Source organism: Streptomyces sp. NPDC013157 (genome assembly GCF_042899865.1).
GTDB lineage: Bacteria > Actinomycetota > Actinomycetes > Streptomycetales > Streptomycetaceae > Streptomyces.
Genome location: NZ_JBIBAK010000032.1, coordinates 29,046 through 41,393, shown reverse-complemented (window position 1 = coordinate 41,393; position 12,348 = coordinate 29,046). Strand labels below are relative to the sequence as shown.

General features: G+C 68.4%; 13 protein-coding genes. 6 read left to right on the top strand and 7 right to left on the bottom strand.

From position 1 onward, the window contains the following. Positions 1-13 precede the first annotated feature (13 nt). The 3 genes from ACFY6U_RS51000 to ACFY6U_RS50990 all read left to right on the top strand — a co-directional run bounded on the left by ACFY6U_RS51000 (position 14) and on the right by ACFY6U_RS50990 (position 1,383). Positions 14-388 carry an antibiotic biosynthesis monooxygenase family protein gene (locus ACFY6U_RS51000; RefSeq protein WP_330351287.1) on the top strand — a complete coding sequence of 125 codons (375 nt, stop codon included), beginning with the start codon at positions 14-16 and terminating at the stop codon, positions 386-388. 44 nt (positions 389-432) lie between these two features. Then, positions 433-894, top strand: a complete 462-nt coding sequence (locus ACFY6U_RS50995) for a MarR family transcriptional regulator (protein ID WP_330351288.1) — start codon at positions 433-435, stop codon at positions 892-894. 147 nt (positions 895-1,041) lie between these two features. Further along, positions 1,042-1,383, top strand: coding sequence for an integrase core domain-containing protein (locus tag ACFY6U_RS50990; protein WP_390049839.1), 342 nt, complete (start codon positions 1,042-1,044; stop codon positions 1,381-1,383). A 96-nt stretch (positions 1,384-1,479) separates the two neighbouring features. Here ACFY6U_RS50990 and ACFY6U_RS50985 read toward each other — a convergent pair whose 3' ends face one another. The 3 genes from ACFY6U_RS50985 to ACFY6U_RS50975 form a co-directional block, all read right to left on the bottom strand. Continuing rightward, entirely contained in the window at positions 1,480-2,052 is a 573-nt protein-coding gene (locus ACFY6U_RS50985) for a zinc-binding dehydrogenase (protein WP_390049837.1), read from the bottom strand. A gap of 226 nt (positions 2,053-2,278) precedes the next feature. Continuing rightward, positions 2,279-3,529, bottom strand: coding sequence for a M24 family metallopeptidase (locus ACFY6U_RS50980; protein WP_390049835.1), 1,251 nt, complete (start codon positions 3,527-3,529; stop codon positions 2,279-2,281). 19 nt (positions 3,530-3,548) lie between these two features. Further along, complete coding sequence (locus ACFY6U_RS50975; RefSeq protein WP_390049833.1) at positions 3,549-4,892, bottom strand: aminomethyl transferase family protein; 1,344 nt, start codon at positions 4,890-4,892, stop codon at positions 3,549-3,551. Between the two features lie 717 nt (positions 4,893-5,609). Between ACFY6U_RS50975 and ACFY6U_RS50970 the strand changes: the two genes are divergently transcribed. The 3 genes from ACFY6U_RS50970 to ACFY6U_RS50960 all read left to right on the top strand — a co-directional run bounded on the left by ACFY6U_RS50970 (position 5,610) and on the right by ACFY6U_RS50960 (position 8,637). Then, entirely contained in the window at positions 5,610-6,611 is a 1,002-nt protein-coding gene (locus ACFY6U_RS50970) for a chorismate-binding protein (protein WP_390049831.1), read from the top strand. Between the two features lie 115 nt (positions 6,612-6,726). After that, on the top strand, positions 6,727-7,680 hold the full coding sequence (locus ACFY6U_RS50965; RefSeq protein WP_390049829.1) for a catechol 2,3-dioxygenase: 954 nt from the start codon (positions 6,727-6,729) through the stop codon (positions 7,678-7,680). Between the two features lie 138 nt (positions 7,681-7,818). Next, complete coding sequence (locus tag ACFY6U_RS50960) at positions 7,819-8,637, top strand: IclR family transcriptional regulator (RefSeq protein WP_390049827.1); 819 nt, start codon at positions 7,819-7,821, stop codon at positions 8,635-8,637. A 24-nt stretch (positions 8,638-8,661) separates the two neighbouring features. Here the strand turns inward: ACFY6U_RS50960 and folP are convergent, their stop codons facing one another. The 4 genes from folP to ACFY6U_RS50940 all read right to left on the bottom strand — a co-directional run bounded on the left by folP (position 8,662) and on the right by ACFY6U_RS50940 (position 12,308). Beyond that, positions 8,662-9,459, bottom strand: a complete 798-nt coding sequence (gene folP / locus ACFY6U_RS50955) for a dihydropteroate synthase (protein ID WP_390049825.1) — start codon at positions 9,457-9,459, stop codon at positions 8,662-8,664. A gap of 211 nt (positions 9,460-9,670) precedes the next feature. Next, positions 9,671-10,510 carry a bifunctional methylenetetrahydrofolate dehydrogenase/methenyltetrahydrofolate cyclohydrolase FolD gene (gene folD, locus ACFY6U_RS50950; RefSeq protein WP_390049823.1) on the bottom strand — a complete coding sequence of 280 codons (840 nt, stop codon included), beginning with the start codon at positions 10,508-10,510 and terminating at the stop codon, positions 9,671-9,673. Between the two features lie 29 nt (positions 10,511-10,539). After that, a complete protein-coding gene (gene purU, locus ACFY6U_RS50945) occupies positions 10,540-11,442 on the bottom strand; it encodes a formyltetrahydrofolate deformylase (protein WP_390049821.1) in 903 nt (300 codons plus the stop codon). Continuing rightward, the gene (locus ACFY6U_RS50940) at positions 11,439-12,308 is read right to left on the bottom strand and encodes a methylenetetrahydrofolate reductase (protein WP_390049819.1); all 870 of its coding nucleotides are present in this window, start codon (positions 12,306-12,308) and stop codon (positions 11,439-11,441) included. The genes purU and ACFY6U_RS50940 overlap by 4 nt, the downstream gene beginning before the upstream one ends. Positions 12,309-12,348 lie beyond the last annotated feature (40 nt).

Here is a 12,348-nt window from a genome sequence, read left to right as displayed (position 1 = left end):
CCGAGGAGTTCACGTGATAGAGCTCAGGGACATCGATCCCTCGACCCCCTTCCTGGCACAGCTGCAGGGCCCGGACGACGGACGGCCCATCACCCTCGTCAACACCTTCGTCGTCCCCGAAGGCCAGATCGACAAGGTCATCGACGTCTGGCGCCAGGACTCCATGATCATGAAAGCGCAGCCCGGTTTCGTCTCCGCGCAGTTGTACCGAGGTGCCGGCGACGGTCGCGCCCTGACGAACGTGGCCGTCTGGGAGACCCTCACCTCGCTGAGAAACGCGTTCATGAGCGAGGAGTTCCAGAACACGCTGCCGCTCTACCCGGACGGGTCGCTGGCGTTCCCGGTCGTGATGCGCGGGGAAGCGGTGCCCGGAGTGTGCGTGGCCTGATCACCCCCGATCAAAGGCTCTACAACTAGATGTACTCTGCGGGGATGAGCGAGTCCGTCACCCGAGAGTCCTCGGTGCAGCTGGTCCGGGTCATCTGGACCCTGCACCGAGTCCTGTACCAGCGCCAGTCGACCCCGGGCGGTGAGTCCCGCAGGCGTCCGCTCGCCCACGTGGAGGTACTGCGGCTGGTCGAAAGCCGGCCGGGCATCGGCGTCCGTGAGGCGGCCGTGGCGCTGGGCATGCAGCCCAACAACGTCAGCACCATCGTCACGCAACTCGTCCGTGACGGGTTCCTGGAGCGCCGTACCAGCACCCACGACAAGCGCTACGTCGAGCTCCATCCGACCGACAAGATGCGCACCATGGGCGGCGAGGTCGACGACAGCCTCCACAACGCGATCACCGAGGCCCTCGGTCAGCTGCCTCCGGAGACGTCCCGGCGTATCACCGCCTCCCTGCCCGATCTGTGGGAGCTCGCCCGGACCCTCACCCCGGCGTCCAGGTGAGCCCAACGCGCACGAGCGGCACGCGGTACCGGGCGCGCCGCTCTCCGTGGACGGGCTCGTCCCGGCGCCGCCCGGCCGGCCCGCTCGGTCGGTGCTGACCGTGACCGGCAGCGATTCCAGACCACGCAGTACGAGGCGGACCCGGCCATGGCGGTCAGGGTGATCAGCAGCTGCAAGGCCGAACAGAAGATTCCGCACCGAGTCGCCTGCCGGGCCCTGGGGGTGTCGGAGTCGTGGTACTGCGTGCAGTCCATGGGTAGAGTCGGATCTTGCTTCGACAACGCCGTGAGCGAGGCGTTCAACAGCGTGCTCAAGGTCGGGTACGTCCACCGGCACACCTTGCGCACCCGCACCGAGGCCCGCATCAGGATCGCCACCTGGACCGACTTCTACCACACCGGGCGGCTACACAGCGTGTGCGGGTTCAAGAGCCCGATCGACTACGAACGCGAGTACAGGGCCACCCTCACCAAAGGACTGACCGCGTAGACCGCCTCCACGCTCCAAGGGGATTGACACGTCCCACACGGGATCCCGGCTCAAGACTTCCGGACCGGGGCCGGCCGGTGCGCGGCCAGGGCCGAATCAGACGGTCACCACGATCTTGCCAACGTGCCTTGCCGCCGCCTGGGTTTCGTGGGCCGCAGCGATCTGGTCGAACGGGAACGTCTTCGCGATCGGCATCGAGACCTTGCCCCGCACCGCGAGGTCGAGGACCTGCCGCTGCTCACCACGGGTGTAGCCCCGCGCGCCCAGAACGGACAGATGCTTGGCGAAGACGAGACCGACGGGAATCGCGATCGTGTCGACCAGAGCGTTGGTCGCGGGGGTCGCCGCGAGCACGATCCTGCCGCCGAGGTCGGCGGCGCGGATGGCGAACTGAACGAGTTCCTCCGACCCATAGGCGTCCAGCGCGACGTCGGCTCCCATGCGGTCGCCGCAGATCCCGCGGATCCGTTCGACCGCGTCCGGATCCCGGTGGTCGAGCACGACATCGGCCCCCGCTGCCCGGATCGCGTCGTGCTTGTCCGCGGTACGGCCACCGGTCGCGTCGGCGGATGCCGACAGGACGGGCCGAGCAGCAGGCTTCGGATCCACCACGCGTCCAGGCCGCGGCCACGAGAGGGGACATGGCCGCAGTGGCATCGTCGAGGTCATGGGGCGGGATGTTTCTCTCCGAGTAGCCGTGCGGGGAACGATTCGCGCGCTGCCCAAGGCGAATCGGGCGACCGAGGTGTGCAACGCGTCGAGTCGCGCGGGCAACCGCCAGATGGGGTCGGCGTCCTTCGCGGACCCCGCTCCGAGATCCAGGCGACGCCACCGGTGCCGTGGGTCGCGGTTCCGGCGGCCTGATCGGCGGAGTGTCCTCAGACGACCAGCCGTCTCATTGCGGGTCGATGACGGTCAGCTCACGTGGACGAGTGCCCAGCCGTTCGGCGCCCGTTTCGGTCACGACGACGGTGTCGCCCCACGTGACGTCGTGCGTACGGGCGGAAGGCACGGGCGCTTCCGGTACCTCCAGGAACGGCTTCAGGATGAAGGTGGTGTGCGCGGTGATCGGCTGCTCCGCGATGTGGGAGGCGTCGCGCTGGGGGATGACCAACGGCCCGTCGTTGCCGAGCCCGCGGCCGTGCAGCAGGGCGAGCATATGGCCGTCGGCGTCCCCCGCGACCGACTCCACGGCGGCGAAGACATCGCCCCATCGCTGCCCGGGCACCATCGCTTTCAACGCCGTGTCGAAGGCGGCCGCGTTGCGGTCGAAGATCTCCCGAGCCCGGGCGCCCGGCCGTCCGATGACCATGGGCTGCGCGACCTGGGCCTGGTAACCACGGATCTCGGGCATCAACTCCGTGGAGACGAAGGTCCCGCGGTCCAGGACTCCGGGCGGGGTCGTCACGTACCGGTGCCGTCCCTCACCCCATGGTCCCGGTGCCCAGGCCACGTGCAGCACGTCCGCGCCGGCCCGTACCTGGGCCAGCAGCATCTGCCCGTACACCTCGGCCTGTGCCACGCCCACCCGTGCCGTCGCCGCCATCGCCTCGAGCGACGCCTCGCCGGCACGGACGCTCGCGGCGAGCCGGGAGATCTCCTCGGGGCCCTTGACGTACCGGGCCCGTCCGAGGATGCCGGTGCCGTCGACGACGTGTTCGGCGCCGACCGCTTCCGCGATACGCGCCACCGAGGTGTACCCGGCGTACCCCTCGGGTTGCCGCACGGAGGAGAACTCGTCGCCGCGCAGCCCGGCGATCGCGGTGCGCCGGCCGACGAGGCCCCGTTGGCGCAGCACATCCGCCGTCACCGCACCGTACTCGGGCGCGGTCGAACCGAACGGGGTCGCGCTCATCCGGTCTTCGATCCAGTGCGGCCGCTCGACGGCGTAGTTGCTGTGCTCACCACCGAGAATCAGGATCGGATCACCATCGACGGGAAAGATCGTCACACCGACGGTGTCGGCGATGTAGAGCGAGTCCGACGTGATCCACTGCGGCAGGACGATCAGCACCTCGACAGAGGCCTCGCTCATCAACTGCCGCAGCCGTTCCCAGCGCCGGTCGCGCTCCTCCAGGCTGAACATCGGTTCGTTGATCGGTGCCGGGACCCCCAGGATTCCCTGGACACCGCGCATACCCTGCATAGCGGTCGCCTTCCTTGGCTCAGTCGTTCGCGCGGTATCGCGTGCGGACGTACTCGTTGTAGGGCGAGGCCTGCACCGTCGCCTTGATCCGCTCGAATCCCCTGTCGTCATCGGGGTCGGTCCCGGGGCCGGGGTGTTCGCCCCACACGAATGTCACCTCCGTCCCAGGGGTGGCGTACTTCTTGTCGACCAGCGCCAGTGACAGGACCGTTCCGCGGGGGGCGAGGGTACCGGTGTCGAAGGCCATCCCGATGACCTGGTCGTCCGCCTCCACCCGGAAGCGGGCCTGTGTCTCCATGAATTCCAGGTCACCACTGTCGGCACCCCATACGCGGCGCGCTTGGTCCGCGTAGAGGACGAGGGTGACCCGCTCGCGTGCCACGTCGTGCCGGGATTGTTCCAGGCCCTGGCGGCCCAGGAAATCGTGGTCGAACGAGATCAGCCTGCCGTAACCCAACTCGTAGGGGGTGGTGTAGTAGTCCTGGATGTTCTCCGAGAAGAAGCTTCCCCGCAGCGGATTCAGTCCGTCGAAAGACAGCGCGGGAAGCGATTCGCGGTATGCGCGCAGTCCCGGTGCGCTGTAGATGCCGGGAGTCGGCATCGGGATCCAGCCGCTCTCCAGGGCGTTCGTCGAGTAGGCCCACGCGCCCACCTGGACCAGGCCGAACGACTCCCCGGCCTCGAGCAGGGCCTGCTTGATGAACTCCCCGTCCTTCCACTCGCCGATGAACTCGTATCCGGGCTGCCCGGTCATGCCGTGCCGCAACGCCCGGAAGGTCCGGCCGCCCAGCGTGACCAGAGCCGAGTGGAAGAACTTCGTCTTGGGCAGCGGGCCGCCGAATACCTGCTCGACCAGTTCCAGTGCGCGCGGCCCCTGGATCTGATAGCGGAAAAGCACCGGATATCCGCCCCCGCGCGTTCGTGCGTCCGGGTCGAGCGAGAACGACACGTCGTAGCCACCGGCCTCGGCGTGATACCTGATCCATGCCTGTGAGGAGGGCACGCCGCTCATTGTGAACTTCTCAGCACCGTCCCGGGTGAGGATGTTGTCACCGACCGTGTATCCCTCCTCGGTGACCATGATGCTCTGTTTTGCCTGGCCGACGGCGAAGTCGCGGTAGCTGTTCGCGCTGTGATCCGAGAGGAGCCGGACCGCGTCCGGTCCCTCGATGAACAGGTCCGATATGTGGTGGCACAGATCGGAAAGCGCCACGGTTTCATACGCGGCCGTCTGTTCCTCGCGCCATCCGGCGTACTCCGGTTCCACGACCGGCGGCGACCATCGCGGCGCGTTCGCCTTCCACAGCAGCCGGACAGGGGATTCCGCTCGGTCGATGGCTTCCTGCAGGGTCGGGACTGCCATGTGAATACTCCTCGTCAATGACTTTGAGCAGTAGAAAGGTTGTCGGTCTTCGCGCCCCCATGCCGCAGCGGCCCGTACGGCATCGGGAGGGGTGCGACGTGTGCACACGGACGTAGAGCCGCAGCAGCCGCTTGCGCGGATTCGCGCCGCCGTGTCGTCGTCGCGGCGGGGGTGCCACGTTCTTCACCCGGGAGCCGACCGAGGACGGCCGCACCTCAGATCCGGGTACCGCTCGATGACGCCGACGTCCGGGCAGGTCCGACGTCGGAGAACACGCCAGGCGTCACGGTGACGATGTCCGTAACGGGACACCGAGCCGGTTCGGGAGGCCCCACACACACCGCGTTTCCGGCGACCGGTCGGTCGGCAGGGCTCTGGTCACGGCGTCTCCCCTCGCGGAGACCGCCTGGCTTCAGGCGAGAAGGCGCGTTTCACGGTCATCGGCTCCTAGCGGGCGCCCGCCCCCGCTATGCGGTCGGGCCACGTGTGTGACGCCCTTGCTGGACGACACCGTCCCCGACATGTCTTCTGTATAGCAGACCTCCTTTCTGCAGTACAGACGACGGAGGGACGCGATATGCCCGTCTGTGACCCGTCCCATCATGTCTGTCTGGTAGACGCTATTTCTGCTATACAGAATACAGTGCGGGGCAACGGCTCGGACGGTCACCCGCCACCGCCGGAAAGGAAGGGATCCCTTTGCAGGAGTCTCGAGCCATGGCCCGGTTCGGCGGAGTTCACGCGAAGGGGCTCATGGACATCACGAGTGATCCGGCAGCCCTGGACTCGGAGGGATTCTGGGCCGTGATAGCGAGCTTCGAGGGGAGCTTGACGTGCGCCCGCTTCCGGGACGTGCGCCCCGCGGTCGAGGGAGCCGGCAACACGCCACCATGGCATGGTCCGGCTCGAGCCGACTGGCGGACATCGCTCGATCGGTCCGCCTACCTCACCGGCGTCCGGCGCATCCGTGAACACATCTCCGCCGGGAACGTCTACCAGGTCAATCTGTGCCGGGTCCTGTCGGCCCAGATCGCGCAGGACGTGGACATCGAGGCCCTGGCCGTCCTCCTGGCACGCGGCAATCCGGCGCCGTACGCGAGCACCATCCGCCTGCCGGAGCAGGGCCTGGAGGTGGTCGCGGCGTCACCGGAACTGTTCCTGCGCCGGCAGGGCAGAACACTCACCTCCGGCCCGATCAAGGGGACGGGCCGGACGGAGGCGGACCTGTTGGAGAAGGACCACGCCGAGAACGTCATGATCGTCGACCTCGTCCGCAACGACCTCAGCCGTGTCTGTACTCCGGGAAGCGTCACCGTTCCGGACCTGTGCGCCGTCGAGAAGCACCCGGGCCTGGTCCACCTCGTCTCCTCGGTTCGGGGTGAGCTCAGGGACGACGTCGGCTGGCCCGAAGTGCTCGATGCGACCTTTCCCCCCGGCTCGGTCACCGGTGCTCCGAAACACCGCGCGCTCGACGTCATAAAGGAACTGGAGACATCCGCGCGCGGCCCGTACTGCGGCGGCATCGGATGGGTCGACGCGGACACGGGGGCAGCCGAACTGGCCGTCGGCATCCGCACGTTCTGGATCGACCGGCACGCCGGAACCCTGCACTTCGGCACAGGAGCAGGCATCACCTGGGGATCCGATCCCGAACGGGAGTGGCAGGAGACAGAGCTCAAGGCGGCACGTCTGCTGGCCATCGCCTCGAACGCCCCATGAACGCATCACCCCGCGCCCCGGCATCCTTCGGCCGCTCGGCCACCACACCAACCGGCGGTCGCCGGCTCGCGGTTGTCCCTGTCCCTTTCCTTTCTCTTCTTCACAAGGAACCGGTATGAACCTGCCCCTGGGAGACATCGCCCACCTCGGCCACGTCGAGCTTCTCACCCCGGACCTCGACGCCAGTCTCGTGTTCTTCACCGACTACCTGGGCCTGACCGTCAACGAACGCCGAGGCAGCTCCGTCTACCTGAGGACGTGGGACGACTACGAGCATCACAGCGTCATCCTCACCGGCGACGACCTGCCCGGCGTGCGCCGCACCGCCCTGCGCACCTCCAGCGAGGACGCGCTGCGGCGCCGGGTGAAGGAGCTGGAGGCCGCGGGACATCAGGGGTACTGGACCGAGGACGAGCCCGGCATCGGCAAGCTCTACGTGACCACCGACCCCGACGGCCACGAGCTCGCCCTCTACTGGGAGAGTGAGTTTTACCAGGCGCCGGAAGAACTCCGGCCCGCGCTGAAGAACCAGCCCCAGGCCAAGCCCAACAGGGGCGTGGGCGTGCGCCGTCTGGACCACATCAACTTCCTCGGCGCCGACGTCGCCGCCAACGCCGACTTCCACGACCAGGTGCTCGGTGCACGGCCGACCGAGCAGATCCGACTCGACAACGGGCGGATCGCGGGCAAGTGGCTGACCTACACCGACAAGTCGTACGACGTCGTCTACACAGAGGACTGGACCGGCTCGGCCGGCCGGCTGCACCACATCGCCTTCGCGACCGACACGCGCGAGGACATCCTGCGCGCCGCCGACCTGGCCATCGACACCGGCGTGTTCATCGAGACCGGACCGCACAAGCACGCCATCCAGCAGACGTTCTTCCTGTACGTCTACGAGCCCGGCGGCAACCGCATCGAGCTGTGCAACCCGCTCACCCGCCTTGTCCTGGCCCCCGACTGGCCACTGGTCACCTGGACCGAGGAGGAACGGAGGAAGGGCCAGGCCTGGGGCCTGAAGACCATCGAGTCGTTCCACACGCACGGCACGCCCCCTGCTCGGAGCTGAGTGAGCGGGTGGACAGGGGGTCCGTGCACGGCATGCGCGACCCCGGGACAACGGATGGCCGACGCGGCACGTCCCGCCGGTCAGTCGGCTCCCGCGGTGGTCGCCTCGGAGGCGAGTCGGCCGTGGGAAACTGATCGCATGGATACGCCGCCCGACCGTCTCGGTGAGTTGTCACCGCTCGCAGACCGCGCCACGCCGGCCTACCCCATCGCCTCGGTGGAGAACACTCTGCGCATTCTGCTGCTGCTCAGGGACAGGGGCACCCTGACGCTCGCCGACGTGGCCGCCGAGCTGGGCATCGCACGCTCCAGCGCCCACCGCCTCATGGCGATGCTCACGTACTACGACTTCGTACGCCAGGAGCCCGCCACCCGCGCTTTCGGACCGGGCCCCGCCATGGTGGACGTCGGGCTGTCGGCCGTACGTTCCCTCGACATCCGTGTGCTGGCCCGACCGGTGCTCACCGAGTTGGCGGAGTCCACCGAGATGACCGCCCACCTCGCTCTGCCCCGGGGACGGGACATCCTCTATGTGGACGGCGTGGAGAGCCGGCGCACGATCAGGGCGGCCCTGCGCACCGGTGACACGATGCCGGCCCATGTGACCGGCGTCGGGAAGGCACTGCTTTCCCGCATGGACGACGAACAGCTCCGTCAGCTGTACCGGGACGCGCCACCGCAGGCGCTGACCCCCAAGTCGATCTCCACCGTGAGCGCCCTCCTGACGGAAATGCGGCAGGCACGCGAGGCCGGATACGGGGTGAACCGCAGCGAGAGCGAGAGCGGTGTCTTCTCCATGGGGGTTGCCTTCGAATCGACCGAGCCCGGCATGTACGCGGGAATCGGCCTGGTCTGCCCGGAGTCGGCGATGGACTCGGACGGGGAGACCCGTGTGGCGGCCCGGCTCAGGACGGCGGTTCGCGACATCACCAACGAGATCAAGGCTTTTCGTTCCTGAATCGCCTCGCGTCCATCGGTGCCTTCACGACCGTGCTGTCCAGGCTTGTGCCATCCGTACGGCGTCCCGGTTGGCCGGCACGTTGTGGACTCGCACCGCCCATGCGCCGGACGCCGCGGCCAGCGCGGAGACAGCCGCTGTGGCGCTGTCACGATCGGCCGGGGGCACCGGCTCGCCTCTTGCGTCGGCCAGAGCGGTGCCGATGAACGACTTCCGCGAGGCCCCGACGAGGACCGGCAGTCCCAGACCTGTCAGTTCCGGGAGTCGGCTGAGGAGGGCCCAGTCGTGCTCCGGTCTCTTGGCGAAGCCGAGGCCGGGATCGAGCACGATGCGGTCCACGTCGGCACCGGCGTCCGTGAGGCGCTCCACCCGCCGAAGCAGTTCGTCCCGGACTTCGATGACCACGTCCTGATAGCGGGCGTGCCGGTACATGTCCGCGCTGGGGGAACGCCAGTGCATCAGGATGTAGGGCACGGCCATGGCCGCGACCAGGGCGGCCATATGCGGATCGGCCAGTCCGCCGCTCACGTCGTTGACCATGGCGGCACCCGCTTGAACAGCGGCACAGGCCACGTCCGCGCGTGTCGTGTCCACGCTGACCCGGATTCCCTCCCCCGCCAGGACCCGGATCACCGGCAGGACCCGGTTCTCCTCTTCGTCCGGTGGCACCCGCAGGGCGCCGGGGCGGGTGGACTCCCCGCCGACGTCGACGATGTCGGCACCCGCCGCGGCCAGGGCCAGGCCGTGCTCGATGGCCTGGTGGGTGCCGAGGTAGCTCCCACCGTCGGAGAACGAGTCCGGCGTCACGTTGAGGATGCCCATGACCAGGCATCTGGCGTCGGACCGAGCAGACTTCTGTACCGGGTGCATGGGCGGACTCCAGCCGTGGCCGGGAGAGGAGGGGAGCGGTGCGGCTTCTGCCGTCGGGAACGCGGTGGGGACGGAAAGGGGCACGCGATTCTCCGGGAGCACGGCAGCCATGGGCTATGGCGTCCAGGACGAGGCGCGCCACCACGGTGCTACGGCCGCTGAGTCATCTCTGAGCCGCACGCAGTGTGTTGACCAGGAGCATGGCGATGGTCATGGGCCCCACGCCTCCCGGAACGGGTGTGATCATGGCCGCCAGGCCGTCCAGTTGGCCGGTGCGCACGTCGCCCAGCAGTCCCCGCGGCGTGCGGTGGATGCCGACGTCGACGACGACGGCACCCGGTTTGACGTGCTCGGGTCCGATCAGACCGGGCACCCCGGTGGCGACCACCAGGATGTCGGCCGTTCGCGTCACGGAGGGGAGGTCGCGTGTGTGCTTGTGGGCGACCGTGACGGTCGCGTCCCGCTGCAGCAGCAACTGGGCCATGGGACGGCCGACGAGTTCCGAGTGACCCACGACGACGGCGTGCGCGCCCGACAGGGCGACGCCCTCCCTGTCGAGCAGTTCCATGACGCCCGCGGGGGTGCAGGGCCGCAGGCCGTCGGCTCCGCGGGTCAGCAGGCCCACGTTCAGGGTGGTGAGGCCGTCGACATCCTTGTACGCCGGAATCCGGTCGATGAGCGCCGTGGCGTCGAGGCCAGGGGGCAGCGGAAGCTGCAGCAGAATGCCCGTGACGTCCGGGTCGCGGCCGAGGGCGTCGATCACCGCAGCGATCTCCTCCTGCGTCGTGTCCCGCGGCAGGGCGTGGTGGACATCGCGCATGCCGGCTTCGCGGATCGCGCGACGTTTGTTGGCCACGTACACCGCGCTGGCCGCGTCGTCGCCGACCAGAACGGTGGCAAGCCCCGGAGTTCGTCCGTGGGAGCGCGCCAGGTCGGCCACCTCTTCGGCTACCCGGTGGCGGATCTGGTGGGCGTACTTTCTGCCGTCGATCAGGGTGGTCATGCGCAAGGTCCTGTCCCTGGCGGTGGTGCTCACGGAAAGACAACGCAGTGGTTGCGGTGCCGGATGACGCGGTCGTCGGCGTGCCACAGGACGGCCCGGGAGAGTACGGCGCGTTCGACATCGGCACCGCGACGCCTGAGTTCGGCGACCGAGTCGGCATGGGTGACGCGGGCGACGTCCTGCTCGATGATGGGGCCTTCGTCGAGGTCTTCGGTGACGTAGTGCGCGGTGGCGCCGATGAGCTTCACTCCGCGTTCCTTGGCCTTGGCGTGCGGGCCGGCGCCGATGAAGGCAGGCAGGAAGGAGTGGTGGATGTTGATGATCGGCACGCCCACGCCCTCGATGAAGTCGCTGCTGAGGATCTGCATGTAGCGGGCCAGGACGACGAAGTCGACGTTCCCGGCGAGGAGTCGGAGGTGCTCGGCTTCCGCGGCGGACTTGTCGGGGCCCATGGACGGCACGTGGAAGAAGGGAACGCCGAAGGTCCGCACCTCTTCCGCGGTGTCCGGATGGTTCGATATCACCATCGAGATGCTCACCGGCAGCTCACCGCGCCGATGGCGCCACAGCAGGTCGAGCAGGCAGTGATCGGACTTCGAGGCGAAGATCGCGATCCGTTTGGGGACCGACATGTCCCGCAGGGTCACCTCCAGGCCGAAGTCCTTCACCAGCTGCGTGTGGAGCTCTTCGCGGAGGCCGGGAAGCTCCGCCCGGAGCCCGTCCAGGGCGAACACGGTGCGCTGGAAGTAGGCGCCGTCGTCAGGGTCCGAGTACTGGTCGAGCGAGACGATGTTGGCGCCGTGGTTGCTCAGGAGCGAGCCGACCGCGGCCACGATGCCCACGCGGTCGGTGCCCTTCACGATCAGCGAGGCACGGTCGGCGTGCGGGCCGGTGGAGGCGGCCGGTGTCGAGGTCTGCAGGGCGAGGGTCACTTCAGCCCCTTCCGGAAGGCGTCGATCCAGCGGGAGGTCGTGTCCAGGCCGCCGAAGGTGTAGAAGTGCAGCTTCACCTCGCCGTGCCGGGCGGCGTCGTATCCGGCGGCGAGCGCGGTGAGGAACCGGTCGGGGCCCGTGGTGCCCATCAGGTTGGTGAGTGACAGGCCGTATTTGCGTGCGATGGAGGCGCTGGTGCCCACGCCGAAGCGCGTGGCGTAGGTCATCAGGCGCTTGACCCCGGCGGGGCCGGGGACCCCGACGCGTATCGGCAGCTCGATGTCTCGTCCCCGTACCTCTTCGATCCAGGTCAGGACCGCATTGGCGTCGAATCCGAACTGGGTGATGATGTCGCCGCTCAGTCCCTCGGCGGCGAGTGCGTCCGCCTTTTCCACGAGAGCGGACCACAGGGTCTCGCGGGAGATCTGCGGGTGTCCTTCCGGGTAGCCGCCGATGCCGACGCCGCGGACGCCGTGTTCCTGCAGCAGTCCGGACCGGATGATCTGCAGCGAGTCGGCGTAGGGGCCGTGAGGTTGGGCGGGGTCGCCACCGACGGCGAAGACCTGTGCCTGGGCGTCGTGCTCGCGCAGAGCTGCGAGGAATACCTTCAGTTCGTCCCGCGAGGTCAGGCGGCGGGCGGAGATGTGCGGGACCGGGACGAAGCCGAAGCCGTTCACGGCGCGCGCGGCGTCGAGGCGCATCTGCAGGTTCTCGTTGCCCAGGTAGGTCACGTTGATCCGGGTGCCGGGGGGAATGGCGCCTCGGGCCTCGTCGAGCTTCGATGTGTCCTTCCCCGTCATTTCCAGAGAGAAGTCCCGCAGCAGCATGGCTTCCGTGACAGGGGGTGGGGAGGTTGTGGTCATCATGCTCCTTGCACATATGAGGTCGGCGGCATCGACGCCGGGC

Coding starts and splice junctions, on each gene's coding strand:
- ACFY6U_RS50980 (WP_390049835.1), bottom strand. CDS start 3,529: ATGCAGGGTATGCGCGGTGTCCAGGGAATCCTGGGGGTCCCGGCACCG.
- ACFY6U_RS50960 (WP_390049827.1), top strand. CDS start 7,819: ATGGATACGCCGCCCGACCGTCTCGGTGAGTTGTCACCGCTCGCAGAC.
- folD (WP_390049823.1), bottom strand. CDS start 10,510: ATGACCACCCTGATCGACGGCAGAAAGTACGCCCACCAGATCCGCCAC.
- ACFY6U_RS50985 (WP_390049837.1), bottom strand. CDS start 2,052: ATGACCTCGACGATGCCACTGCGGCCATGTCCCCTCTCGTGGCCGCGG.
- ACFY6U_RS50940 (WP_390049819.1), bottom strand. CDS start 12,308: ATGATGACCACAACCTCCCCACCCCCTGTCACGGAAGCCATGCTGCTG.
- ACFY6U_RS50990 (WP_390049839.1), top strand. CDS start 1,042: ATGGCGGTCAGGGTGATCAGCAGCTGCAAGGCCGAACAGAAGATTCCG.
- ACFY6U_RS50970 (WP_390049831.1), top strand. CDS start 5,610: ATGGCCCGGTTCGGCGGAGTTCACGCGAAGGGGCTCATGGACATCACG.
- ACFY6U_RS50975 (WP_390049833.1), bottom strand. CDS start 4,892: ATGGCAGTCCCGACCCTGCAGGAAGCCATCGACCGAGCGGAATCCCCT.
- folP (WP_390049825.1), bottom strand. CDS start 9,459: ATGGGCATCCTCAACGTGACGCCGGACTCGTTCTCCGACGGTGGGAGC.
- ACFY6U_RS50995 (WP_330351288.1), top strand. CDS start 433: ATGAGCGAGTCCGTCACCCGAGAGTCCTCGGTGCAGCTGGTCCGGGTC.
- ACFY6U_RS50965 (WP_390049829.1), top strand. CDS start 6,727: ATGAACCTGCCCCTGGGAGACATCGCCCACCTCGGCCACGTCGAGCTT.